The organism is Pseudomonas sp. RIT778, assembly GCF_019718735.1.
Classification (GTDB): Bacteria; Pseudomonadota; Gammaproteobacteria; order Pseudomonadales; family Pseudomonadaceae; genus Aquipseudomonas; species Aquipseudomonas aphyarum.
Genome location: NZ_JAIHBA010000024.1, coordinates 15,044 through 39,896 on the forward strand (window position 1 = coordinate 15,044; position 24,853 = coordinate 39,896).

Consider the following 24,853-nt stretch of genomic DNA (forward strand, 5'->3'; position numbering starts at 1 on the left):
TTTGCCGCTGCCGTTTCATCGGCGCCAGGAGCGCAAAGGAGTGGGCACATGTTTCGAATGATCGTTGATTATTTAATGGCCAAAGCCCTGCTGTTGTACAAACATGAAGAGGGCGCTTCGGCAATCGAATACGCCATCGTCGTGGCCATGGTCGCCGTGGTGGTTGTCGTTTTTGTCACCCCGCTGGGTGATCGTATGCTGGCGATCTTCAACAACGTCCTGGTGTCGCTGGGCGGCACTGCGCAAACCCGGCCAACTCCGTAATCGAAGTTGCGCCAGCACCTTGCTGATGTCGGGCTACACTCGATCTTCCATTCAGCTTTCAGGTACTGCCCATGAACGTGTCTTCTTCCCCACGCCAACAGTTGCTTCTGGTTGACGACGAAGAGGACGCGTTGCTGGAGCTGGCGGAGTTGCTGGAAGGCGAAGGCTTCGTCTGTCATACCGCCACATCGGTCAAACTCGCCCTGCATCACCTGACCCGCCATCCCGATATCGCCCTGGTGATCACCGATCTGCGCATGCCGGAAGAGAGCGGCATGTCGCTGATCAAGCGTTTGCGCGAGCACACCTCGCGCCAGCATCTGCCGGTGATCGTGACGTCGGGACATGCGGACATGGAGGACGTGAGCGACATGCTGCGGTTGCAGGTGCTGGACCTGTTTCGCAAACCGATCTATCACGTGCGGCTGCTGGAAACCCTCGACAACCTGTTTCCCAAGCCAAAGGTTAATGCCGGGTAAAGAGAATGCCCGGCAGTGTGGTTCAGTGGGCGGTTACCCGCTGACGCAAACCGGAATTGCCCGGCGATAACGCCAGCGCCAACTGCGTGCGGTTATGCATGTGGGTCAGGCGCAACACCTGCGAAACGTAAAGCTTCACGGTGTTTTCGGTGATGCCCAGCTCACAGGCAATCTGATAATTGGTCTGCCCCTTGCCCACCAGGCGCGCCACGTCCAGTTGCCGCGGCGACAGCTGATTGAAGATCGCCGGGATCTCCAGTTCACCGGTCTCGCGGGCGGTTTCGTCGCTGACCGGCGCCGGCCCTCGACGCACCTTGTCCAGATCCTGATAAAGATCGTCGATGGACGACGACAGGTCCTGAAGCTTCTGGTTCAGATGGCCCAGTTGCAGGGTTTTCTGCCGCTCCTGCAGCACCGTTTCCTGGCGTTGCAGGCCTTCGAGCAATTCATCGAGATTGACCGGTTTCTGGTAGTAGTCGGCAATCCCGGCGCGCAAGGCCTTGATCACGTCCTGCTTGTCGGCGCGGCCGGTGAGCATGATCGCTTCGAACGCCCGGTGTTTGCCGGCCAGCCGTTGCAGTTCCTGCACCAGTTGAATGCCGTCCATGTCCGGCATGTGCAGATCGCACAGCACCAGTCCGATCGCGAGGTCGTCCGAAAAACGCTCGATCGCCTCTTTACTGGACTCGCACGGCACACAGCGGTAGCCGCTGCTCTCGAGAAATTCGCAGAGTTCTTCGACGATCAGAGGCTGATCGTCGACAACGAGGACTTTTACCGCAGATGTAAGCTTGTTCACGTGCCACTCCATGCCCAGGCCAAAGCTGACCATTCCTGTACCGTCAGCCGTCGGCTGTATAACCAGTACCTTTGAAAGTAGACCCACTTTCCGACTATGTACATAAGACTAGTGGCGTTCGGCGACTAATGGATCCAAGGTAGCGCAAGCACAAAACCGATCAGCACGAACGGCGCAAATGGCAGCTTTTTTGACATGGATGGCGCCATATATCGAAGACGATGCCTAAGCCCTTGACTCATATGCAGCCAGAGTCTTGGCGCCAGAAGAATCCAGAGCAGGCTCGCCGCACCGGCGCCGATGAATATCCCGAGCAGCGACAGGCCGTCCGTCGAAAGACCGAGAGCTGTCATTAATTTCACATCGCCGGCGCCCATTCGCCCCATGAAATACCCCGGCAGCGTGAACGCCAGCGCCACGACACAGGCCCAGCCGCCCTGCCCGGCTTCGGCGCCCATCCAGGTGGTGCCGAAAGACAGCAGATAGACCAGCGCGAGAGCGGCGGCACCCAGCGTCAGAACGTTGGCAATCCTTCGTTGCCGGGCATCCTGAGCCGCGCACGCCGTCAACCAGATCAGAAGGACAAGGCTTTGCATGCGGTAAAAACCGTCCGTTTTTGCTGAATGATTCTATGCTGATACTACGCATTGACTGTCAGGGTAGACGCACGGATGAAAACCGGCTCTCGGAAGGCGCAAAAAGGTGCGGTGGCGATCGAGTTCGCCCTGGTGTTCGTGATCTTTTTCGCGGTGTTTTATGGCCTGGTCAGCTACAGCCTGCCGTTCGTGCTGATGCAGACGTTCAACCAGGTCACCGCCGAAGCCATCCGCCGCGCCGTGGCGGTCGATCCCGCGATTCCCAACTATTCCAGCGTGCTGGTCAGCACCGCGAATACCGCGTTGACCCAGCAATTGTCGGTGCTGCCGTCGTCGCTGAACGTGGTGGTCGGCACGGATACGACAACGGTCTACGACCCGACTCAGGGCACGCTCACCGTCAGCGTCAATTACCCGGTGAGCAAACTCAATCGGGTCATCCCGTTTCTGGTGTTGCCGGGCATCGGCGCTGTCCCCAGCCTGCCCACCAACCTGACCGCCATTTCGAGCCTTAAATTTTGACTCCGGGTGACAACCTGCTCGGCCGCCTGCTCAAGCGAAGCATGGTCGCCAGCGATTTGCCGGACGTGCTCGGCACCCCGCTGACGGGCCTGCACATCCACCTCGACAACGACGGCGGCGTGTTGCAAATGGCCGGCCCGCTGCGCTTGCTGCTGGCGCAACAGACGCCCCGTGACAAACCGTTGCCGTTGCACGACTACCTGCTGGCACACAGCACGCTGGCCATCGAGGGCCGGCCGCAGGACTGGCAAGGCCAACTGCTGGATCTGGACTTTCCCGGCCTCGGCGACCAGACCTTGCACCTGCGCGGCTGGGTCCAGCCGCTGGGCAACGGCTGGCTGCTGCAACTGATCGACATCGCCGACCTGCTTTCCGAACGCCAGCAAGCGCATCAGCGCGAGGCGTGCCACATGATCGCCGAGCAGATCAGCAAGCAGTTGCGCAGCTGCAGCCTGGGCCGGTTACCGATGCTTGTCAGCGAACAATTGCAGGTGATCGCCCAGCGCTGGCAGATCCCGTGCCTGGCGCTCGCCCTGCTCGATGAACAGGAACAAGGCTGGCAGATCCATCAACAATTCCACGCTCATGACGCCCCGGCGCTGTGGCACGACGGCCAGCGTCTGGGCACGCCGCTCGACAGTCTCAACGGCACCGGCCCGCAACGTTTGGGTGAGCATTACGGCCAGTATGAACACTCGCGGGTTCAGGGCCTGTTCGGCAATGCCGAAGGCTTCGCCGTGCCTTATAGCGATGATCGAGGCGTGATGGCGTGGCTGCTCTGCGGTTTTTACGCGGTGGACAAGACCGCGCCGTATCTGACCGACCGCGACTGGCTGATGCTGGCGGGCGCACTGGCCGGCCCACTGCTCGGGCGCTTGCGCGAACAACAGCATCAACTGCAACTGGAACGGCTGGAGTCGTTGCAGTCGCTGCTCGGCACAGGCTGGTGGGAAATCAGCACCAGCGAGCAGATTCAACTGGCCCCGACGCTGGCCGCCACTCTGCAACAGGACGGCTCGACGCTGATGCTCGACACCTGGCTGACGCTGATCCATCCCGCCGATCGCGAAGAAGTCCGCAGTCGCCTGCAAGCCTTGCAAATGCACGGGGAAATTCTCGACCTGTGCGTGCGCCTGCATGCTCGCGACGCCAGCCAGACGCCGGTGTGGTATCGCCTTCAGGGGCAGGTCACCGGCACCGGCGAGCATCGGCGGCTGGTGGGTTTCATGCTCGACATCAGCGACATCAAGAACCAGCAGCAACTGGCCGCCGCCGCCCATGCGCGGCTGGACAACCTGATCGCCAGTTCGCCGGCGGTGATTTACGTCCAGCACTACGTCGAAGGCGCCTTGCTGCCGGCGTTTTTCAGCGCCAGTCTGCAACCGCTGCTGGGCTGGAGCCTGGAGGACTGTGACGCCAGTGCGCTGGCAGAGCGGATTCACCCGGATGATCGCGCCCTGTATTTCGAGCGCACCCGGCAACTGCTGCGCGAAGGGTCGGTGCGCGCCCGCTATCGCCTGCGCGACAGTCACGGCGATTACCACTGGCTGCTCGACGAAGCCCGGCTGTTGCGCAATGACCTCGGCCTGCCGGTGGAGGCCGTCGGTCTGTGGCTGGACGTCACCGAAGCGACGCTGGCCGCCGAGCAGGTCAGACAGAGCGAGGAACGCTACCGGATTCTGGTGGAGGACTCGCCGGCGATGATCTGCCGCTATCGCCCGGACCTGATCCTGACGTTCGGCAACCGGCCGCTGGCGACCTATCTGGAATGCGCTCCCGAAGACCTGGCCGGGGTCGATCTGGGCAGCTGGATGTCCGACGTTCAGCGCGCGGCCTTCGTTGAGCGCCTGGCGCAGTTGACCCCGCAATCTCCTGTCAGCACCGCCGAAATCAACCTGCAATTGCCGGGGCGCGAACATGCGTGGTGGGTGTGGTCGGATCGCGGCGTGTTCGATGAGCACGGCAAACTGATCGAAGTCCAAGCCGTTGGCCGCGACAACACGGAAGTCCGCCGCTCCCAGCAGCAACTCACGCAAAGCGCCAAAATGGCCACCCTTGGCGAAATGGCCACCGGTCTGGCCCACGAAATCAATCAGCCGCTGAACGTCATGCGCATGGCCATCGTCAACGTGCAGAAGCGTCTGAGCAACGGCGATGTGCAGATCGATTACCTGACCGACAAACTCAATCGCATCGACGCCCAGGTGCAGCGCGCCGCCAAAGTGGTGGACCACATGCGGGTGTTCGGTCGTCGTTCCGAGATCGAGCAGCAGCTGTTCAACCCGGCCAGCGCCATCGAAGGCACGCTGTCGCTGCTGGCCGAAGGCATGCGCGGCAAAGGCGTGGATTTGCGCATCAGTGAAACCGCGTTCGAGGTTCAGGTGCGCGGGTACGTCGATCAGCTTGAACAGGTGCTGATCAACCTGATGGTCAACGCCCGGGATGCGCTGCTGGGCAAACGCGAGTGCGACCCAACGTTCAAGCCGTGGATTTCGATCTACGCCGAGCGCGACGAGCAGAGGGTGCGGCTGTGGGTCGAGGACAACGGCGGCGGTATTGACCCGCGGCTGCTGGAGCGGATTTTCGAACCGTTCTTCACCACCAAACCGATAGGCGTCGGCACCGGTCTGGGGTTGTCGGTGAGTTACGGGATCATCGAGAACATGGGCGGTCACTTGAGCGTGCGCAACTCGGCGGACGGTGCACGGTTCTGCATCGAACTGCCGATCGCCCCCGACGACTAGATCACCAGATACGCCTTGCCGGTCTGGCCACAGGTCATGTTGGCGCCAACGTCGACATCCATCAGATTGATCCCCAGCCCCTTGAGCAAATTGTTCAGCAGCGGATCCAGCAGCGGGCTCACCAGGTTGGTGATCAGCGGTTGCAGGATCGTCGTGACATCGCTGATCAGGCTGGCGACGCCGGTGACAATCGCCCCCAGCGGGTTGCTGCCCTGGGGTTTGTAGACGATCAGATTGATCCCGGCGAGGGTGCTTGCCAGGCTGCTGACGATATTGGTTGAGGGCGCGGCGGCAATCACGCTTGGCGGCAGTTTCAGGTTGGGCGGTGTGGCGAACGGTGTGCCACTGGAAAACACCAGGTTCTGGGTGTTCTGGGCCACGCTGGTGTTGACCATGATCGCGATGCCGCCGGCGCCGTATGGCACGTGAGTGCTCGGGTCACAGCTGCCGATCCCCAGAATCTTGTGGCAGGTCACCGTGCCCAGGTCCACCAGCGGCAAGGGTGTGACGGTGGGTTCTGCGGCAGATGAAAAAGCGTTGGTCGGGTCGATCTTGCCCAGCTTGAGATCGGCAATCGAGGTGATGGTGCGGGCCGTCAGGCTTTTGGTACCGGTGTTGCCGGTCGGGCAACTGTAGTCGGTGACGTAACTGATGGCGCCGCCGGCATCCAGACTGATGTCGATTTGCGGCGAGGGCAACAGCTTCGGGTCCAGTTGTTCACAACCGGCACCGAGCAGGCAACCGACCGAGTTCAATGTGGCGACCAGATTGAGGCTCAACAGCGCATTGAGCGTCGGCGTCAGCGTGCCAACCAACCCTAGTACCGCATTGGCCAGCCCGGTCACCCCGGACAACACCGGCAGATTTACCGAAAGCAGCGTGCGAATCTGCGCGGTGCGCACATAGATCCGGTTTGGCCCGGTGGGGTTGGCCCTGGCCAGCGCCGGATCACCGATGGCGGAAAACTGTGGCGGCTCGATGACTTTGACCCGCACCGTGACATTCGCCAGCCCCAGCACGCTGATCGGCAGGGTCGCGGCCACCGCGCTCTTGCTGTTGGCCAGCTGAATCACGCCCTGGACCAGTTGCAACAACTGCAGATTGGCATCCAGCCCCGCGGCCGTGGTGCCGGTCTGCAATTGCAGGATGTCGCCGAGTTTTACCGGTGCGGCATTGATCGCCGCCACTTGCAGCTGGCCCAGCGCGGTAATCACTTCAGCGGTGGCGCCATTGAGCTGCACCGCCGTAATCGCGGCCTGGATCAATTGGGTCACCGTGGCCTGGGTATTGAGCAGCTGGGTGTAATTGCCAACGGCGACGTTGAGGTTGATCGCCAGTTGATTCAGGTAGCTGAGCAGATTGATGTCGGTGTTAAGCAGACCGTTCCAGCCCAGGGCCGTCAGGTTGACGTTGCCCCCGAGCAGCCCCGAGAACAGCGGATTGAGGATGTTCGATTGGGCGGTGTTGATGCTGGCCAGGTTACTGCGGATGTTCAATTGGGCGACGGTCGGCTTGGGTTTGGCCGCCACCGCCGAAGCATAAAGTACCGTGTTGAGATTGACCGGTGTGCCACTGAACAACGCCTGCACGCCACCGGCAAAACTGGTGGTGACGGTACGATTGGCCGCGACCTTGACCGCCTCTGATTGCGTTGCGTCCACCGTAAACGTGCGCAGGCCGGTGGCGGCTGTCGCCAACTTTCCGCAATCGATCACAAGAACGTTGGTGGCGTTGGCAACAAAGCCGTTGCGCGTCGCACTTTGCCCCGCGTAACTGGCGGCGGTGAGGCCCGGCAGGCAATTGCCGCCACGGCTGACGGCTTCGAGGGCGGCGGTGTCCACCAGGCGCTGCAGTTTGCGTTGTTCCATGTACAGGCGGCCGCTGTCCACGACCAGCAGCATCAACACCAGCGCCAGGCTGAGGGTGGCGGCCGCCATCAGGCCGATGGCCCCGCGCTGCCGGGCTGGCCCGCCGCACTGCGGATGACGCGACATGGCGCACTCCTTTGCCGGCGCACTGCCGGGCGCAACCTCCATTGATGGATTTGAGTGTAGACGCGCTGCACCGACACTGCTGGCAACGCGCCAGTTTCACCCGCCCATAAAAAAAGGGAGCCATAGGCTCCCGTTTTTTTGTACAGGCTCAGCGCGGAGGGTAATTCGACAGGATCCGCGCCACCGTCTCACGGATGGCATTGCTGCGATCCGCCGGGTTCGGCGTGCGGCTGAGCATTTGCTCGTCGCTGCCGCGCCACACCAGTTTGCCGTCCTTGCCGTCGAGCAGATCGACCTGGATGGTCGCCACCTTGTAGGTGATATTGCGGGTCTCGTTGTACATGGGCGCGCCCCAGTAACCGTTCCACGGGCCACCCCAACCGCCGCCGTAGTTGGTGGTCACCTGTTGCTGCCGGTCCTCGACGATCAGGTAGGTCTGCACAAACAGATCGCCTCGGGCACCCGAAGCGGCCGGGCGCAGACCACGCTGATCCAGTTGGTCGGCAACAGCCTGGCGGATGCGTTGTTCGGTCAGATCACTCTTGATCCGTGGATCATCGGGGCGGTATTGCAGGGCGGGGTCTTTCCAGCTCCAGCTGCGATACGCGGCGAAGTCGCGGCTGGCGTCGAAATCATGATTGACCTGGTTGGAGGCGCAGGCACTGAGCAGTGCGGCCACGGCCAGTAAAGCGAGACGGCGGAACATGGTTTTTCTCCGGTGGAAGACATGAACCTGAGGGCGCTTTCCTTTGCAGGAAGCTAACCGGGAGGATACGCCGACATGGCCTTTTCGACAGCCTCCCGAATCGCATCGGTGCGATCACTTTGTTTGCCCTGGGTGCCGGTTTCGGCGCTGGCGCTCCAGACCGGTTGACCACTGCCGGCGTCGAACAGATCGACCCGCACCACTACGACCTGTTCCTGATAGGTACGAACGATCGGCACCGTGTTGTACATCCCGTAACCGCGGCCGTAACGGTCATAACCACCGTATCCGCCGCCGTAATAACCGTAATCGTCTTGCACCTGACGCAGGCGGGTTTCCAGACTCAGGTTGGCACTGACCAGCAGATCGGCTGGACGATTGTCATGCAGCGGGCGCAGACCGCGCTGGTCCAGCGCACTGCTGACGGCTTCGGCCACTTGCGCCGAATCGGCCCAGGCCGTGCCCGGCGGCAGCTGACCGTTGAGCCACGCCCAACTGCGATAGCGCCCGTAATCACGAGGGGGCGCGGGATAAGCGCTGCGGTCGAAGGTGGTCGCCGCTTGCGGGGGCGCCGGCGGCAATGGTCGCGACTGCGCCACGTAAGGGTTGCTGCCCTGGCAGGCGGCCAACCCCAGACAGATCAGCAGTAACCCTGAATGACCTTTCATTTCTCGCTCCGATCAGATCGGCCGGCAGATCCAGTGCAAGTAGCGCCCAAGCCCGGCGAAGCTTGGGTGACGACGGTGGGCGAGTTCCATCTCGAGCAAATCAATCAACTCGGCGCGGGCCTGGAATTCCACCGGCATGTAATCGTGGAAAACCCGCACCCCGCTCTGGGTTTCGACCTGCCACAACCCGGCGAGTTGCGTTGCCAGTTCCCGTGGATCGAGTGGCTGCTGCGGGGTCAGGCTCTGCTTCTCGCCGGCCATGTCGTTTTTGCGCATTTTCTTGAAATGGCCTTTGAGCAGGTTCCGGTAAATCAGCGCATCGCGGTTGTAGAACGCCAGCGACAACCAACCGCCGGGCTTGGTCAACTGATGCAGCACCGGCAGGATCGCGTGGGGCTCGGCCAGCCATTCCAGCACCGCATGGCACAGCACCAGATCGTAGGGCTCGGTGAGCTGGCCAAGCAGTTCCTGCCAGGGCGCCTGAATGAACGTCGCGGTTTGCCCGGCTTCGGCAAATCGCTGGCGTGCGCCTTCGAGCATCGGCTCGGCCGGCTCGGTGAAGGTCACTTCATGCCCGCGCTCGGCCAGCCACAGCGACATGTGGCCCAGGCCGCCACCGATGTCCAGCACCCGCAACGGACGATCCGGCAGGGCTTCGGCGAGGTCGGCCTGCAACACCGCGAGGCGGATCGCGCCTTTGGCACCGCCGTAGATTTTTTCGGCGAAACGGGTCGCCAACTGATCGAAATGACGGTCGCTCATCAGCTGAACCGCCGTTCGCTGTCGGCGAGCTTGCTGCGCACCACTTCATTCATGTCCAGCCCCAGTTCGCTGCACAGCAGCAACAGATAGAGAACGATGTCGCCGACTTCCTGCCCCGCGTGGGCGAGTTTGTCCGCCGGCAATTGGCGGGACTGGTCTTCGGTCAGCCACTGGAAGATTTCCACCAGTTCGGACATTTCCACGCTGGCGGCCATGGCCAGGTTTTTCGGGCTGTGAAATTGCCGCCAGTCATTGCGGTCGCGAATGGCGTGCAGGCGTTCGGTCAGTTCAACAAGGTTCATCGGGCTCTCCTGAAGACGTATAGCTTCGGGGGGATGCCGAGCGAAGGCAAGCGCCAGTCGCCCGTTAAAACCCTCTATGCTTGCAGGGAACTCGACCGCCCCCGCTGCGGCCCAAGGCTCAGCTCTTTCATCAGGAAACAGACATGCAGGTAGAAAGCTTTTTCGAATGGCTGGGCCAGGCGCTCGGCTCGATCATCCGCTTCATCGTCGATGGCCTCAGCGGCCTGTTCAATTTGCTCGGCAACGCCGGCGGCAACTTTGTCGACGGGCTGTCGAAGGCGCTGGGCATGGACACGTCGATCATCAGCATCATCGCGCTGATCGTCGGCCTGATGCTGCTGTGGTCGGCAATCCGCGCGTTCATGAATGCCTCGATCATTACCGGGATCATCTGGTTGCTGCTGGGATTGTGGCTGCTGAGCTGGATCATTCACTGACACCTCCCGCTACAATGCCGCTCCCCAAGGAGCCCGCATGTCCAACCTGATCGCCGACTGGCGCGACCGCCCGACCCATCGCCGGGTCTGGGCCCTCGCCGCCCCCATGATCCTCTCCAACATTTCCGTGCCGCTGGTGGCGCTGGTCGACAGCACCGTCATCGGTCACCTGCCCCACGCCCATCAACTGGGCGCAGTGGCGGTAGGCGCCAGCCTGTACACCTTTCTGGCCTGGGCCATGGGTTTTCTGCGCATGGGCACCACCGGTTTCGCCGCGCAGGCTGCCGGTCGCAGCGACGGTGCAGCCTTGCGGCAGATTCTGCTTCAAGGCCTGTTGCTGGCGATGGGGCTGGCGCTGCTGCTCGGCACCCTGGGCGTACCGCTGAGCGGTGTCGCGCTGCACTTCATGCAACCGTCGGCGGAGCTGGATCAACTGACCCGCGACTTCTTCCACACCCGGCTGTTCGGGCTGCCGGCGGCGCTGGCCAGTTATGCGCTGGTCGGCTGGTTCCTCGGCACCCAGAACGCCCGGGCACCGCTGGCGATTCTGCTGAGCACCAACCTGATCAACATCGTGCTCAACCTGTGGTTCGTGATCGGCCTGGACTGGGGCGTGGTCGGTTCGGCCCGCGCCTCGGTGATCGCCGAATGGAGCGGCGCCCTGCTCGGCCTGTGGATGACTCGCAAGGCATTGCGCGCCTACCCCGGTCACATCGCCTGGGCGGCCCTGAAGGTCTGGCAGAGCTGGCGCCCGCTGCTGGCCGTCAACCGTGACATTTTCATCCGTAGCCTGGCCCTGCAATCGGTGTTTTTCCTGATTACTGTGCAGGGCGCGCGACTCGGCGATGCCACGGTCGCGGCCAACGCGCTGCTGCTCAACGGCCTGCTGCTGACCGCTCACGCGCTGGACGGTCTGGCCCACGCCGTCGAAGCCCTGTGCGGCCACGCCATCGGCGCCCGCGATCGTCTGGCCCTGCGCCGCTCGCTGGTGGTTGCCGGTGGCTGGTCGTTGCTGGCCAGCCTGGGCTTTGCCGCGCTGTTTCTGTTGGCCGGCCACTTGTTCATCGAAATGCAGACCGACATCCAAAGCGTGCGCGACACCGCCTTCATCTACCTGCCCTATCTGGCCGTCCTGCCGTTGATCGCGGTCTGGAGCTACTTGCTCGACGGCCTGTTCATCGGTGCCACCCGCGCCCGGGAAATGCGCAACGGCATGCTGGCGACCGTGATCCTGCTGCTGCCGGTCGCCTGGGCGCTGCAAGGTCTGGGCAATCACGGCCTGTGGATATCTTTCCTGCTGTTCATGGTGCTGCGCAGCCTGACGCTCGGAGGGCTGGCGTGGTGGCTGCGGCGCACCGATGGCTGGTTCAACGGTGCCGCTCACTGAAGCGGCGTTTCACGACGGGTCGCTCAGCCAACGCCGACGCAACAGCTCAAGCCGCTCCCGTGGGGTCAATCCTTGCGGCAGCGGCGTCAGCTCGGCACGCGGATGCTGCAAACGCAGCCACAACCAGTCGTCCAGCAGCGTCTGCTCGCTGAACCCCAGTTCCAGGCCTTGCTCCTGAAAGGAAGACATCAGCCGATAGTCGTTCCCTGTCGCCTGACTCCAGCGCCAGACATGCTGATCCAGCAGGCAGCGGTGCAGGCGTTCGCGCTGTCGGCGGGTCAGGCTTTGCTCGATCCGCAGCGGCTCCACGGCCAGCCCCGGATTGCGCAATTGCTGCCAGCCCTGACTGCCGCCGGCCAGATCAGCCCAGGTCCCGCCGAACCAGCGCAGCCACCCGATCGGCCCGAGCCAGCAGCTCAATTGCCGGGCATCGCAGGCATCGAAAAAGTAGCTGGCGGTCTGGCGATTGTAGAAATTGAGCAGTGCCCGGTGATTCAGGCCGACAGACACGGTCAGCATCCGTTGCAAGTGTTCGCGCAATACCTGCGCCGAAGCTTCGCTGCCCAGCAGCAGCCCTTGCCAGGTCTGCGGGTCGGCGTGGCAAAGCGCCGACAGCGCCGGGCTGTCACTCAGGTCGATCAGCCACGGGCCCTGTTCACTGACCGGCTGGAACTCCGTACCGTCAAACAGCTTCAGGCTGTGCACACCGGCAAATCCCTGGCGTAACGTCTGCACGGCCTGTGGTGCCTGTGCGATATCCAGCAACAACCATTGAGCGCGCTGTCCGGGGGCCGCGACGCTCATCTTCCGTCGCTCGTTTTGAGCCCGGCGACCAATCGACAGCTGCACAGTGACGCCGCGCAATGGCGATAACTGCCGCCTCCCGGTATCAGGCACAACAACAATAACGGCTCGGCCGCTTTCAGCCATTGAGGCAGGCCCGCGCTCGCCAGACGCTCGGGCAGTGCTGACGGTGCATCATCCTCGATGGCTTCGGTGAGTGCCGGAACCTGCAAGACGCCGCTGATCACGGGCTGCTCTGGGTCACCTTCCAGAAAGCTCACCACCACCTCCACCCCGTCCTTCAATGATGCCATCGGCGTATCGGCCAACGCCGGAGCCAGCGGCAGCCAGCAGTGGCTGGGACGGGCCCCTTCCCCCTGATAGAGCCAGTCGAACTGAACGGCCACCGGCCGCACGGCATCCGGTTGCGCCTCCTCGACCGAGACCACCCACGCGCGTTGTGGGCTGCACATGCGCGCGCCCCGGTATTCAACGGATGATCGGGGCATCGGCAACTGGTCAGCGGCAAAGATCCGGTTGCTGTAGGGCGGCTCGAGGGACTGATCGGCCCGATGTTCGATTCGGCTCACCAGCCAGTGCGCATTCGCGTCTGCCAGGGGCTGGCCGGAAATCGTCAGCCAGTGACCACTGCGCAGGGTTGGCGAATCGGAGTGCCCCTGCGCCGTGCGTGTCCGCCGCGAACCTGCTGCATGCAGGCGCGCGTGTTCGCCCAGTTGCCAGCGGCTCACATCCTCGCCCTCGCATCGCAGGTTCCCGGCGCGTGGCAGTCGAGCCGGGTCATCCCCGAACACCAGGCAATGCCCCCTGCCCCCATGTTCGAAGTGATAGTGAATGCGTGCCTGGCCGCACAACCGCTGCATCAATTCCAGATCCGACTCGCCGTACTGGGTGCAGAACGTGCGGGGCGGATAGGCGTTCTGCAAATCAAACCGGCGCCCGTTGCCACTGATGCCGTGCTCCCTGAGCACCTGATCAAGAATCTGTGGTATCGAAAGATCACTGAAGATGCGCTGGCTGTAACGCAGGCCCAGGCAGCTCAACCGAGGCCCGAGTCGCGCCCGAAACAACCGGGCACCGCGCCCCTGTTCATGCTGGACAAGACTGTGCAACTGCCCGTGAACACCATTGCCACAAGGCCCGAAACACAGGCGCGCCGAACGGTACATCAGGCCGGCAAGGTCCAGGTGCGGATCATCGACCAGCACGTCGATTTCGAATGAAAAAGGCTCGCTGATGGCTTCGCAACCCGTGAATGCCAGGACTTCAAGCGAGTCGGACAGGCCCGCTACATCGAGACGAAACGACGGCTCGTCGGCTGGATCGAACATGGGGGAATTCTCTACAGGGGGGCGGGCGGGGATTCTCGCCGAGACCCATGGCCGAGTAGAGGGCCGAACTACAAATTCGGAAATGACCTACGCGAAAAGCAGACGACGTCACTTTGCTCGCCTGGAAGCAAGCCGTTTCGCGAAGAGAAAAAGAAGCGTCTCACCTGGTTGTCTGAAACGTCCGCGGTGAGCGGAACAATTTCAGACAACCCGATGAAAGCGGAACCTGGCCTCAGGAAGACAGGTAGGAGGAACGGGTCAGACCCAGGCGCAATGCATCGAGGAACTGGGTGCGCTCGCTGGCGCTGATGCGGGCACTGGCGCATTTGTCGCGGTAGTGGGTCATCAGCTCTTCCGGCGACAGGTGCACGTAGCGCAGCATGTCTTCGATGGTGTCGTGGGTTTCAATGCCGGCGTGGTACACGCTGCCGTCGGCGTTCTGGTAGATGTTCACCGAGTCGGTGTCACCGAACAGGTTGTGCATGTCGCCGAGGATTTCCTGATAGGCGCCGACCAGGAACACGCCCAGCAAGTAATCTTCACCTTCGTTCAGCGCATGCACCGGCAGGCTGGTTTCGATGCTCTGCTCGTCGACGTACTGGTTGATCTTGCCGTCGGAGTCGCAGGTCAGGTCTTGCAGAACGGCACGACGCAGCGGCTCTTCGTCGAGACGGTGCAGCGGGATGATCGGCAGGACCTGATCGATCGCCCAGGTGTCCGGCAGGCTCTGGAATACCGAGAAGTTGCAGATGTACTTGTCGGCCAGCTTGTCGTTGAGTTCGTCCAGCACCTGACGGTGCGAACGCTGACGCGCCTTCAGCGAGTTGTGCAGGCGACGGCACACCGCGAAGTAACATTGTTCGGCCAGGGCTTTCTCGGCCAGGGTCAGTTTGCCGTCGGCGTACTGGGCGGCCACGTCGCTCATGTAGTGGGTGGCGCGCCAGTAGGTTTCGGTGACCATTTCGATGTCGGTCGGACCGAGCAGGTCAACCAGCCACTGCACGGTTTCCGGCAGTGCTTCCTTGTTCTCGATCTGCGGCACGTCGTCGTTGTGCTTCTCGACGTCGGTCACCTGCACCACCAGCATGGCGTGGTGCGCGGTCAGCGAGCGGCCGCTTTCGGAGAAGATGTGCGGATGCGGCAAGGCCTGCGCGTCGCAGAACTCTTTGAGCATGCCGACCACGACACCGGCGTAGTCATCCATGTCGTAGTTGATCGAACTGGCGTTGCGCGAGTGGGTACCGTCGTAGTCGACGCCCAGGCCGCCACCGACGTCGATGTGATCGACCGGCAGACCGAGGTTGCGCAGCTCGCCGTAGTAACGGATCGCTTCCTTGAAGCCGTGCTGGTAGTCAGCGAGGTTGGCGATCTGCGAACCCATATGGAAGTGCAGCAGGCGGATGCCCTGATCCAGGCCCGCCGCGCGGAAGCGCTCGACCACGGACAGCAGTTGCGCCGCCGACAGGCCGAACTTGGATTTCTCACCACCGGTGTCCGCCCACTTCGACGATGCCAGCGACGACAGACGCACGCGCAGGCCGACCTGCGGCTTGACCTTCAGCGAGGCGGCTTCTTCGATCACCAGACCGACTTCGGATTCTTTCTCGATCACGATGAACACGTTGTGACCGAGCTTCTGGCCCATGAGCGCCAGACGGATGAACTCGCGGTCCTTGTAACCGTTGCAGACGATGGTGCCGCCCTTCGGCGCCAGCGCCAGCACCGCCAGCAGCTCAGGCTTGGAGCCGGCTTCCAGACCGATGGAAACGTTCTGGGTGGCGATGATGTTCTCGATCACCGCTTCCTGCTGGTTGACCTTGATCGGGTACAGCGCGGTGTATTTGCTCTGGTATTCCAGACGCTCGATGTTCGCATCGAAAGCGCCGGTCAGCTGACGGACGCGGTCTTGCAGAATGTCGGGGAAACGCACCAGCAGCGGCAGGGACAAGCCACTTTTGCGCAACTGGTCGACTTGTTCGAACAGATCGATGGGCGAGCTGCTCGGGCCGTTCGGACGAACTTCGACGCGACCGGCGTCATTGATCGCGAAATACCCGGCCCCCCAATGGCGAATCCCGTAAACACTGCGGCTGTCCGCAACTGTCCATTGGCTGCCATCGTCTTTGCGTGTGCGTCGTACGGACATCGAAGTCCCCTATAAAGAAGTCATAGTGCGTCGCCTGATCTCAGGCCGGCGCAGTCTAAAGAATGAAAATGACGGTTCGTCAGCGGGGCGGTAGACCGCGCTGACAGCGTTGAGTTTAGAAACCGGTCATGAACAGGCTCTGTGAAAACCATGGAAACGACGTCAGGCCCAGGAACTCTGGAGCTGAATCAAGCCGCCGGTGGGTTTCACAGAGGCTGCTAGCCGCCGGACTTCTTCGCCTTGAAACCGTGCTTGACCAACTCGGCCAGGAGCAGCTCGACATGGTCGCCCTGAATCTCGATGATCCCGTCTTTCAACGCACCGCCGGTACCGCAACGTTTCTTCAACGTTGTCGCCAGCTCCTTGAGCGCGTCTTCGGCCAGAGGCACGCCGGTGATGGTGGTCACCGTCTTGCCGCCACGGCCCTTGCTCTCGCGGCGCACGCGGGCAATGCCGTCGCCGGCCGGGATCACGGTTTGTTTGCAGATACAGGCGTCCACCGGCTTGCTGCATTCCGGGCAATGACGACCTGCGTCGGTGGAAAATACCAGGCCGCCCAGGGCGGCGAAGGATGCGGCTTTTTTGGCCACCGGCAATCCTCTCGGGAGGACAAAGACTGATCGCAGCCTTGGGCAAGGCTATCGACCGCGAAGCCCCACTCAGGCAGGGGCAGCGCTACTGTGCCATGAGCTCCTGAAAGCGGGCCGGCACAGCTTGAAAAGGTCGCGCAGTGTAACGGCAAAAACGCCGATTGCTAAGTGCCAATCGGCGCCAATTTATGTGTTCTTTGCGACGTCGCTTTGCTGAGCCTTCAGATAGCGTTTCAACGCGGCCAGAGAGTCCGGGCAATAAGGCTTTTGCTGGATTTCCAGCATGACCTGCTCGACCGGAATAAAGCGCGCTTCGAGCACTTCTTCCGGCTGCAGGATCAGCGGCCCGTCCCACACCGCCGAAAACGCCGAACACCAGAGGCGATTGCCGGTGTCTGCGAAGTAGAAATGGTCGTGGGCCGTCAGCTCGACGCCGCTCACTCCCAATTCTTCTTCCAGTTCACGGGCCGCCGACTCGGCGTAGGTCTCGTTCGCCTGCACCATACCGCCTGCCGCCACGTCCCAGTAACCGGGATAGATGGCTTTGCTCAACGTGCGCCGATGCACGCAGAGTTCACCGGCGGAGTTGAACAGCATGATGTAGGTGCCACGGCCGATCAGTCCGCGCTCGCGCAGGTCGGAGCGCACCAGGGCGCCGAGCAGGTTGTCCTGCTCGTCGACCCAGGCGATCTGTTCGGCATCCGAGGCGGCGCGGTGGGCCGCCTCTTTGGCGCTCTCGTCCATGACTCAGCCCTGATTGAGCAGTTGACGCAAATCGATCACGGCGGCGTTGGCTCGGGAAATATAGTTGGCCATGACCAGCGAGTGGTTGGCCAGCACACCGAAGCCGCTGCCGTTGAGGATCATCGGGCTCCAGATCGGCTCCTGCGACGCCTCCAGCTCACGAATGATCTGACGCACGCTGACGGTCGCGTTCTTCTTCGCCAGCACGTCGGCGAAATCGACCTCGATTGCGCGCAGCAGGTGCGACAGCGCCCAGGCCTGGCCGCGGGCTTCGTAGAACACGTTGTCGATCTGCATCCACGGAGTCTCGACGACTTCCTCGTCGACCTGCGGCACTTCACCCACCGCCGGCACTTCGGTTTTCAGCGCGGTGTTGAGCTTGACCCGGCCAACGCTGGCCGACAGGCGTTGCGACAGCGAACCGAGACGGGTGCCCACATCGCCCAGCCAGTTGTTCAGGTTGTCGGCGCGGGCGTAGAACAGCGCGTTTTTCTGGGTCGGGTCGGAGAGGCGCGCCTGATAACGGCTCAGGGAATTGATGCCTTCCTGATATTCCGACTCGCTGGACGGCAGGATCCAGCTCTTGTTGTCGAAGTTGAAGCGCGGCTCGGCCTTGGCCAGGTCGGCGTCTTCAGCCGATTGCGACTGCGAACGGGCGAAATCCTTGCGCAGGGCACGGGTCAGATCGCGGACCTGCACCAGCACGCCGTATTCCCAGCTCGGCATGTTGTCCATCCACAGGCCTGGCGGGAAACGGTCGTTGGAAATGTAACCGCCCGGCTTGTCGAGCAACGTGCCGGCCACGGTTTTCAGGGTTTCGACGGTGGTGTAGCCGACCACCATCTGCTTGCCCTCTTTCTCGGCGGCAACCTGGGCGTTCTGCGCCACGGGAAACAGCGCCGGCTCCTGGCTCCAGTACCAGCCCAGGCCGATGGTCACCAACAGGTAAATGGCGACCAGCGTGGCCAGCGCCCGGCTGAACAACAGCCCGCCGACATAGCTGCGGGCGGCCGACTTGGGCTCGGCGGCACGTTCAGGCGCGCTGCCCGCGCGGTTCTTCCAGTCCAGCATGGCGATATCCTTTCAATCTTGGGTTCAACGGTTCGACCACAACCATACAACAACGTGCCTCGACCGGGCACCCGTCAATATTGACAGGCGTTGTCTCGCCACCCGACACGAGGCCCGGACAGGCCGCCCTAAGGGATTCCCCGATATCCGATTCACCACCAATTCGATGCCGATACCCGCAACGCGACAGCACAAACACCCTGCCCCACCTTTCTCATCCTCCGAGAAATTCACCGGCGCACAGATCGGCAAATGCCCGGTAGATGGGACTTCCCCGACGATCAGGTTCAAATTGAAACCCGGCAGTCAGAAACTGAATGACGTCGTACCGCAGATTATTGACGTACGACACTCATGTAAGGGAAAAGAGGTGCTAGCATAGAGCCACCAGTCGATCTCAGCATGCACCCTAACTAGTAGTCAGGATATGACCGAGCCAGAAGACCCCAGCCGCGAGCGCCTCAAGCACCACTTTGCCCAGCGGGTAATTCATCAGGCACGTCAGATTCTTGAGATATGGCAGCGCCTGCAACGCAGTGAGTGGTCCACTGCCGATCTCGCCGAACTGAGCGAGGCCAATCTGCGCCTGCTGCGTTTTGCCGAGCGCTTCGAACAGCCCGAACACACGCAGCTGGCCCGCCACATCAGCCAGTCGCTGGAAGCGGTGGACGCCAATCGCGGGCGCCTGAGCAGCGGCCTGATCACCGATCTCAACCGTTTGATGCAGCGCTTGTCGCGCACCGGCCTGCGCCATGGCGATCAGCTTGATCAGACCTTTCTGCCGCCCCTGCGCAAACCGATCTACGTGATGCTGCAGGATCACGACCGCGCCGAGCGGCTGGCCAAGCAGCTGGAGTTTTTCGGTCTGAGCGCCCAGGCGCTGGACAGCGTGTCGGCGTTTCGCTCCTCGATGGTCGAGCGCCTGCCGGCCGCGATTGTCATGGACGTGGATTTCAGCGGCGCCGGCGTCGGCCTGAAACTGGCCGCCGAAGCTCAGCAAGGTCTGGAAGAACCGCTGCCGCTGCTGTTCTTCAGCCTGCACGAAACCGACACCCCGACCCGCCTCGCGGCGGTGCGCGCCGGTGGCCAGGAATTCCTCACCGGCACCCTCGAAGCCTCGAGCCTGCTGGAGAAGATCGAAGTCCTGACCTGCGTCGCCCAGTACGAACCCTATAAAGTGCTGATCATCGACGACTCCCGCGCCCAGGCCCTGCACACCGAACGCCTGCTCAACAGCGCCGGGATCGTCACCCGCACCTTGATCGAACCGATCCAGGCCATGGCCGAGCTGGCGGACTTCCAGCCGGATCTGATCATCCTCGACATGTACATGCCGGCTTGCACCGGCACCGAGCTGGCCAAGGTCATCCGCCACAACGACCGCTACGTCAGCGTGCCGATCATTTACCTGTCGGCCGAAGACGATCTGGACAAGCAACTCGACGCCATGAGCGAAGGTGGCGATGACTTCCTGACCAAGCCGATCAAGCCGCGCCACCTGATCACCACTGTGCGCAACCGCGCCGCCCGCGCGCGCAACTTGAAGGCACGGATGGTCCGCGACAGCCTCACCGGCCTGTACAACCACACGCACATTCTGCAATTGCTCGAAGACTGCTCGTTCCGCGCCCGCCGTGAGAACAAGCCGCTGAGCTTTGCGATGCTCGACATCGACCACTTCAAGCGGGTCAATGACAGCCACGGCCATCCCATGGGCGATCGGGTGATCAAGAGCCTGGCGCTGTTTCTCAAGCAGCGTCTGCGCAAGACCGACTTCATCGGCCGTTACGGCGGCGAGGAATTCGCCATCGTCATGCCGGACACCGATATAGAAGCGGCGCACAAAGTGCTCGACGAAATCCGCCAGCGCTTTGCCGAAATTCACTATCCGGCCCAGCCGCAGGATCTGTGGTGCACCTTCAGTGCCGGCGTGGTGGAAATGCACGACGACTCCGACAGCCTGATGATGGCCAGCCAGGCCGACGAGGCGCTGTACCGCGCCAAGGGCGAAGGACGCAACCGGGTGCAGACCGCGCGCGACTCAAAGCAAAGTGCCACTTTTTCATCGGATTCGACCCAATCGGTCATAACCCTGTAACAGAACCGCAATAAATTCAGGCGCTTACCATTCTGCCGTTGGTAGCCGTCATGCGCCTGAAGTTGCTCACCAATCTCAATACTCTGTTGCTGGTCGCCGTCTGCGTGGCCCTCGGCGCCACGCTGTGGTGGTCGCAGAAAGCCCTGGAGCGCCCGTATCTGTTGATGGAGCGTTACCTGGGACTGTCGCAGCAATTTCAGAATGACGTGGCACGCAACGTCGAGGATTACCTCGCCAGCGGCGACGCCCTGCGCCTGAGCAGCGCCAGCCAGGCCATCGATCAATTGCAGAAAGAACTCGGCGAGCTGCCGCCCGCGCTGGCCGACACACTGCGCCCGAGCCTCACCGGCCTCGACGAATTCAGCAAGACCGACCTGCTGGCCGCCGGCAAACTGGCCGGTGATCCGCAGGCCCTGCTGTTGCAGGCTGAGCGCGAATTGAGCGCCAGCCTCGACCAGCTCAGCACCTACGCCGGCGGCAACGCGACCTACCTGACGCCCCTGCTGGTCGCATCTCAGCATCTGGGCAAACTGTCGCTGGCCCGGGACAAACTGGTCAGCAGCGGACGCAGTGAACTGGCCGCCGATGTCGAGCGCGAAGTCAGCAACATCCGCACCCAGGCCCAGACGATCGACGCCCTGCCCTTGCTCGGCGTGGTCGCCAGCAGTGAGTCCGGCAGCGACGATTTCGCCGCGATGATGGGCATTGAAAGCACGGAAAAAGCCGCTGCCGAAGACGCCGGCGTCGGCCTCAAACGCGAGCTCAACAGTTTGCTCGGCCGTTACCCGGCCGAGCTGGCGCGCACCCGCGAGCAGATCCAGAAACGCACCGACCTGAGCACCGCGACCCACCAGAAAATCGCTGCCGTGCAGCAGGCCATCGCTGGTCTCGAACCCGTGGTGCGTGCCCAGCACGGGCAGATCCAGGGCGAAGTGCGGCTGATGCAAGGCGTGATGATCGGCCTGATCCTGCTGATCGCGCTGCTGATCGACACCCTGCAGCGACGCCTGGCCCGCACCCTGACCAACCTCGCCCCAGCGCTGTCGACCTGGGCCGAAGGCGATTTCAGCCGCGACATTCATCTGGGTAAGACCAACCGCGAACTGCACGACATCGAAGCCTCGCTCAATCGTCTGCGTGCCTATCTGGTGGATCTGGTCGGGACGATTCGCGGCAATGCCGAGCAAGTGGCCGGCAGCAGCCGCACCCTCGCCGAACTGAGCAATGACTTGCACAGCGGCGCCGAACATCAGGCCGGCGATACCGCGCTGATCCGTGATTCCCTCGGCGAACTGGAAGCGACCATCCAGCAAGTGGCCGGCGATGCGCGCCAGGCCGCCGACGCCAGTCGTCATGCCGGACTGGCCGTCGAACATGGGCAACAAGTGATCGGCCAGAGCCTCACTGGTCTGCACGCACTGGTCGGCGAAGTGCAAGGCAACGCGCAGATGATCGAACACCTGGCCGAAGAGTCGGCAACCATCGGCGGCGTGCTGACGGTGATCCGCTCGATTGCCGACCAGACCAACCTGCTGGCGCTCAACGCGGCGATCGAAGCCGCCCGCGCCGGGGAGATGGGCCGTGGTTTTGCCGTGGTGGCCGAAGAGGTCCGATCACTGGCGCAACGCACCGCCGGCGCCACCGCGGAAATCCAGACCCTGATTGCCGGCCTGCAAACCGCCGCCCGGCAATCGGTCGAGGGCATGCGCGCGCAGGTCGAACACGCCGAGGCCACGGCCAATCAGGCGCAATCGGCGGACGGGGCACTGGACAAGATTGTCGGCGCGATCCAGACCATCTCCGACACGGCCGTCCGCATCGCCGACATCACCGCCCAACAGAGCGGCGCGGTCAGCGAGATCCGCGATCACAGCGAGCGTATTCACCAATTGGGCGGGGACAATCTGCTGCGCATCGGTCAGGGCCGCGAGCAAGGCGAGAACCTGCTGTTACTGGGCGGTCAGCTGCACACCGCCGTGCAGGCGTTCCGCGTGTGACACACAGCGCAGGGCCAAGTCCGCTATCATTCCCGCACCTTTGATTCGCGAGATTGTCATGCGCCGTCTGCTCTGCCTGCTGTTTTTCGTCTTCGCCCTGCCGGCCGGCGCCGCCGGTCTGTTCGACAGCAAACCCAGCGCCACGCTTGGCTCGGTCAACAACAGCGCCGATTTCCTGCCGGTGCGCGAAGCCTTTCAACTGAGCCTGGTCGAGAGCACGCCGCAATCGGTCAAACTGCGCTTCGTCGCCACCGAAGGCTATTACCTCTACCGCCATCGCTTCCAGTTTCGTGCCGAGCCTGCCGAGGTAAAACTTGGCGCCGCACAACTGCCCCAAGGCGAACAGAAACACGACGAGTATTTCGGCGACGTCGAGGTCTACCACGGCATTCTCGATGTGGAGCTGCCGCGCAATGATTCCCGGGCGTTTACGTTGGCCGTCACCTATCAGGGCTGTGCCGACAAGGGTTTGTGCTACCCACCGGAAACCGAACGCCTGAGCATCGAGGGCAACGCAGCGGCAAGTGACGCGTCCGCTCCGGTGACGGATTGGGACTGGCGTGATCTGGCGCTGTTCTTCCTGGCGGGCCTGGGCCTGACCTTCACGCCTTGTGTGTTGCCGATGCTGCCGATCCTGTCCGGCGTGGTGTTGCGCGGGCAGGTCGGCGGTTGGCGCGGCTTCAATCTGTCGCTGGCTTATGTGCTGCCGATGGCGGCGTGCTTCGCGCTGCTTGGCGCGCTGATGGGGCTGTTCGGCGCGCAACTGAATTTGCAGGCGCGGCTGCAATCGGCGTGGGTGCTGGTGCCGTTTGCGATGTTCTTTGCGGTGTTCGCGCTGGCGATGTTCGGCGTGTTCGAGCTGAAACTGCCGCACTTCATCAGCAGCCGCCTCGACCGGATCGCCGGGCGTACTGAAGGCGGCTCGCTGTGGGGCGCGGCGGTGTTGGGCGTGGTGTCGAGTCTGCTGGTATCCCCGTGTGTTTCCGCCCCGCTGGCCGGCGCGCTGCTTTATATAAGCGCCAGCGGCGATGCGCTGGGCGGCGGCCTGAAGCTGTTCATGCTCGGGCTGGGCATGGGCGCGCCGCTGTTGCTGGTGGCCACCGGCGGCGCAGCGTGGCTGCCGAAAAGCGGGCCGTGGATGATGTACGTGAAGAACGGCATCGGCGTGTTGCTGCTCGGGTTGGCCATCGGGTTGCTCAGCCGGGTGTTGCCGGGGCAGATCACCTTGCTGCTGATCGGCCTGCTGGCCGGCGGTGTCGGCCTGTTCCTCGGCGCTCTGGAATTCGTCTACAAACCGCCGCGCAAACGCCTCGGCCAGTTGCTCGGCATGTTCCTGCTGTTTTATGCGCTGGCCTGCTGGTACGGCGCGTTCAGCGGGCAGACCGACCCGCTGAATCCGATAGCCCCGGCACGCCTTGCCGACAGTGGCTCGACCGCGCAAAACAGCGGTTCGTGGCAGACCGTCAGCACCCCGGCGGAACTGGATCGAGTGCTGCTCGAAGCGAAAACCGCCGGCACCCCGCTGCTGCTCGACTGGTACGCCGACTGGTGCATCAGCTGCAAAGTCATCGAACACGAAGTGCTCAATGACGCGACAGTCGTCGATCGGCTCAAGGGCTATCGGCTGATCCGCTTCGATATCACCGCGAGCAACGCCGAACAGCGCACCCTGCTCGACCGCTACAGCCTGTTTGGCCCACCGGCGCTGATGTTCTTCGGCAAGGACGGGGTGGAACGTCGCGATGTGCGGGTGATCGGCGAGATCAACGCCAGCGACTTCGCCGAACGTGTCGCCAAAGCGAATGACCGGATTTAATCAGTCAGTCACATATTTTGCGCAAACATCGGTCATCGTGCTGGCTATTGCAGAGAACTGGACAGTCACAAAGTCTTTGCGGCATAGTCGCCGGGTTCTGACGAAGGCTCACCCATAACAAGGAACACGCAGATGGCAACGCTACTGGTGCTGCACGGCCCCAACCTGAACCTGCTCGGCACCCGGGAACCCGGGACCTACGGGTCGACCACCCTGGCGCAGATCAATCAGGATCTGGAACGCCGCGCCCGTGAAGCCAGCCATCATCTGCTGTATCTGCAAAGCAACGCCGAGTACGAATTGATCGACCGCATCCACGCCGCACGCGGCGAGGGCGTGGACTTCATTCTGATCAACCCGGCAGCATTTACACACACAAGTGTCGCATTACGTGACGCGCTGCTGGGAGTGAGCATCCCATTCATCGAAGTGCATTTGTCCAACGTGCACAAACGCGAACCTTTCCGCCATCACTCTTACTTCTCCGACGTAGCGGTAGGAGTGATCTGCGGCCTTGGCGCCAGCGGTTATCGACTGGCCCTGGAGGCTGCACTAGAGCAGCTTGAACAACAAGCTATACGCCCCTGACCGACCCTTGG

General features: G+C 62.6%; 23 protein-coding genes. 10 read left to right on the forward strand and 13 right to left on the reverse strand.

What is annotated here, in order from left to right:
* Positions 1–57: 57 nt before the first annotated feature.
* Entirely contained in the window at positions 58–264 is a 207-nt protein-coding gene (locus K5E37_RS17535) for a Flp family type IVb pilin (protein WP_240665000.1), read from the forward strand.
* Positions 265–335: 71 nt separating this feature from the next.
* Positions 336–743, forward strand: coding sequence for a response regulator (locus K5E37_RS17540; protein WP_007958451.1), 408 nt, complete (start codon positions 336–338; stop codon positions 741–743).
* 22 nt (positions 744–765) lie between these two features.
* Here the strand turns inward: K5E37_RS17540 and K5E37_RS17545 are convergent, their stop codons facing one another.
* Together K5E37_RS17545 and K5E37_RS17550 are read right to left on the reverse strand one after the other, a co-directional pair.
* Positions 766–1,542: a response regulator transcription factor gene (locus K5E37_RS17545; RefSeq protein ID WP_309475633.1), complete on the reverse strand. Its 777-nt coding sequence runs from the start codon at positions 1,540–1,542 to the stop codon at positions 766–768.
* A 125-nt stretch (positions 1,543–1,667) separates the two neighbouring features.
* On the reverse strand, positions 1,668–2,138 hold the full coding sequence (locus K5E37_RS17550; protein ID WP_085609191.1) for a prepilin peptidase: 471 nt from the start codon (positions 2,136–2,138) through the stop codon (positions 1,668–1,670).
* A gap of 75 nt (positions 2,139–2,213) precedes the next feature.
* Here K5E37_RS17550 and K5E37_RS17555 point away from each other — a divergent pair, with 75 nt between their 5' ends.
* Both K5E37_RS17555 and K5E37_RS17560 read left to right on the forward strand, forming a co-directional pair.
* Positions 2,214–2,660 (forward strand): TadE/TadG family type IV pilus assembly protein, encoded by a 447-nt coding sequence (locus tag K5E37_RS17555; RefSeq protein ID WP_085609192.1) that lies wholly within the window; start codon positions 2,214–2,216, stop codon positions 2,658–2,660.
* Complete coding sequence (locus tag K5E37_RS17560) at positions 2,657–5,404, forward strand: PAS domain-containing protein (protein WP_221534657.1); 2,748 nt, start codon at positions 2,657–2,659, stop codon at positions 5,402–5,404. The genes K5E37_RS17555 and K5E37_RS17560 overlap by 4 nt, the downstream gene beginning before the upstream one ends.
* On the opposite strand, the gene K5E37_RS17565 is transcribed toward K5E37_RS17560, so the two are convergent.
* The 5 genes from K5E37_RS17565 to K5E37_RS17585 all read right to left on the reverse strand — a co-directional run bounded on the left by K5E37_RS17565 (position 5,401) and on the right by K5E37_RS17585 (position 9,836).
* Positions 5,401–7,398 (reverse strand): pilus assembly protein TadG-related protein, encoded by a 1,998-nt coding sequence (locus K5E37_RS17565; RefSeq protein WP_221534659.1) that lies wholly within the window; start codon positions 7,396–7,398, stop codon positions 5,401–5,403. The genes K5E37_RS17560 and K5E37_RS17565 overlap by 4 nt on opposite strands.
* A gap of 148 nt (positions 7,399–7,546) precedes the next feature.
* Entirely contained in the window at positions 7,547–8,104 is a 558-nt protein-coding gene (locus K5E37_RS17570; protein ID WP_221534661.1) for a DUF4136 domain-containing protein, read from the reverse strand.
* Positions 8,105–8,157: 53 nt separating this feature from the next.
* On the reverse strand, positions 8,158–8,772 hold the full coding sequence (locus K5E37_RS17575) for a DUF4136 domain-containing protein (RefSeq protein WP_221398613.1): 615 nt from the start codon (positions 8,770–8,772) through the stop codon (positions 8,158–8,160).
* Positions 8,773–8,784: 12 nt separating this feature from the next.
* Entirely contained in the window at positions 8,785–9,534 is a 750-nt protein-coding gene (locus K5E37_RS17580; protein WP_221534663.1) for a methyltransferase, read from the reverse strand.
* Positions 9,534–9,836, reverse strand: a complete 303-nt coding sequence (locus K5E37_RS17585; protein WP_007951009.1) for a MazG-like family protein — start codon at positions 9,834–9,836, stop codon at positions 9,534–9,536. Before K5E37_RS17585 ends, K5E37_RS17580 begins: the two co-directional genes overlap by 1 nt.
* A 143-nt stretch (positions 9,837–9,979) precedes the next feature.
* Between K5E37_RS17585 and K5E37_RS17590 the strand changes: the two genes are divergently transcribed.
* Both K5E37_RS17590 and K5E37_RS17595 read left to right on the forward strand, forming a co-directional pair.
* Positions 9,980–10,273: a hypothetical protein gene (locus tag K5E37_RS17590; protein WP_221534665.1), complete on the forward strand. Its 294-nt coding sequence runs from the start codon at positions 9,980–9,982 to the stop codon at positions 10,271–10,273.
* A gap of 37 nt (positions 10,274–10,310) precedes the next feature.
* Positions 10,311–11,660, forward strand: coding sequence for an MATE family efflux transporter (locus tag K5E37_RS17595; RefSeq protein WP_085609197.1), 1,350 nt, complete (start codon positions 10,311–10,313; stop codon positions 11,658–11,660).
* Positions 11,661–11,669: 9 nt separating this feature from the next.
* On the opposite strand, the gene K5E37_RS17600 is transcribed toward K5E37_RS17595, so the two are convergent.
* From K5E37_RS17600 to K5E37_RS17625, 6 genes are all read right to left on the reverse strand, one after another.
* Entirely contained in the window at positions 11,670–12,464 is a 795-nt protein-coding gene (locus tag K5E37_RS17600) for a DUF4123 domain-containing protein (RefSeq protein WP_221534667.1), read from the reverse strand.
* Positions 12,461–13,792 carry a type VI secretion system Vgr family protein gene (locus K5E37_RS17605; protein ID WP_221534669.1) on the reverse strand — a complete coding sequence of 444 codons (1,332 nt, stop codon included), beginning with the start codon at positions 13,790–13,792 and terminating at the stop codon, positions 12,461–12,463. The genes K5E37_RS17600 and K5E37_RS17605 overlap by 4 nt, the downstream gene beginning before the upstream one ends.
* Before the next feature lie 232 nt (positions 13,793–14,024).
* Positions 14,025–15,938 carry an arginine decarboxylase gene (speA, locus tag K5E37_RS17610; RefSeq protein ID WP_011332271.1) on the reverse strand — a complete coding sequence of 638 codons (1,914 nt, stop codon included), beginning with the start codon at positions 15,936–15,938 and terminating at the stop codon, positions 14,025–14,027.
* A gap of 218 nt (positions 15,939–16,156) precedes the next feature.
* The gene (locus K5E37_RS17615; protein WP_007951016.1) at positions 16,157–16,528 is read right to left on the reverse strand and encodes a translation initiation factor Sui1; all 372 of its coding nucleotides are present in this window, start codon (positions 16,526–16,528) and stop codon (positions 16,157–16,159) included.
* Positions 16,529–16,714: 186 nt separating this feature from the next.
* A complete protein-coding gene (locus K5E37_RS17620; RefSeq protein ID WP_221534671.1) occupies positions 16,715–17,272 on the reverse strand; it encodes an NUDIX hydrolase in 558 nt (185 codons plus the stop codon).
* Between the two features lie 3 nt (positions 17,273–17,275).
* Entirely contained in the window at positions 17,276–18,343 is a 1,068-nt protein-coding gene (locus tag K5E37_RS17625) for a DUF2333 family protein (RefSeq protein ID WP_039772049.1), read from the reverse strand.
* Between the two features lie 427 nt (positions 18,344–18,770).
* On the opposite strand from K5E37_RS17625, the gene gcbA reads away from it, so the two are divergent.
* The 4 genes from gcbA to aroQ all read left to right on the forward strand — a co-directional run bounded on the left by gcbA (position 18,771) and on the right by aroQ (position 24,842).
* Positions 18,771–20,441 carry a diguanylate cyclase GcbA gene (gcbA, locus tag K5E37_RS17630; RefSeq protein WP_085609200.1) on the forward strand — a complete coding sequence of 557 codons (1,671 nt, stop codon included), beginning with the start codon at positions 18,771–18,773 and terminating at the stop codon, positions 20,439–20,441.
* Positions 20,442–21,394: 953 nt separating this feature from the next.
* Positions 21,395–22,438: a methyl-accepting chemotaxis protein gene (locus K5E37_RS29720; protein ID WP_371807403.1), complete on the forward strand. Its 1,044-nt coding sequence runs from the start codon at positions 21,395–21,397 to the stop codon at positions 22,436–22,438.
* 58 nt (positions 22,439–22,496) lie between these two features.
* On the forward strand, positions 22,497–24,254 hold the full coding sequence (locus K5E37_RS17640) for a protein-disulfide reductase DsbD (RefSeq protein WP_221534676.1): 1,758 nt from the start codon (positions 22,497–22,499) through the stop codon (positions 24,252–24,254).
* Between the two features lie 132 nt (positions 24,255–24,386).
* Positions 24,387–24,842 carry a type II 3-dehydroquinate dehydratase gene (gene aroQ, locus K5E37_RS17645; RefSeq protein ID WP_221534678.1) on the forward strand — a complete coding sequence of 152 codons (456 nt, stop codon included), beginning with the start codon at positions 24,387–24,389 and terminating at the stop codon, positions 24,840–24,842.
* The last annotated feature ends 11 nt before the right edge of the window (positions 24,843–24,853 follow it).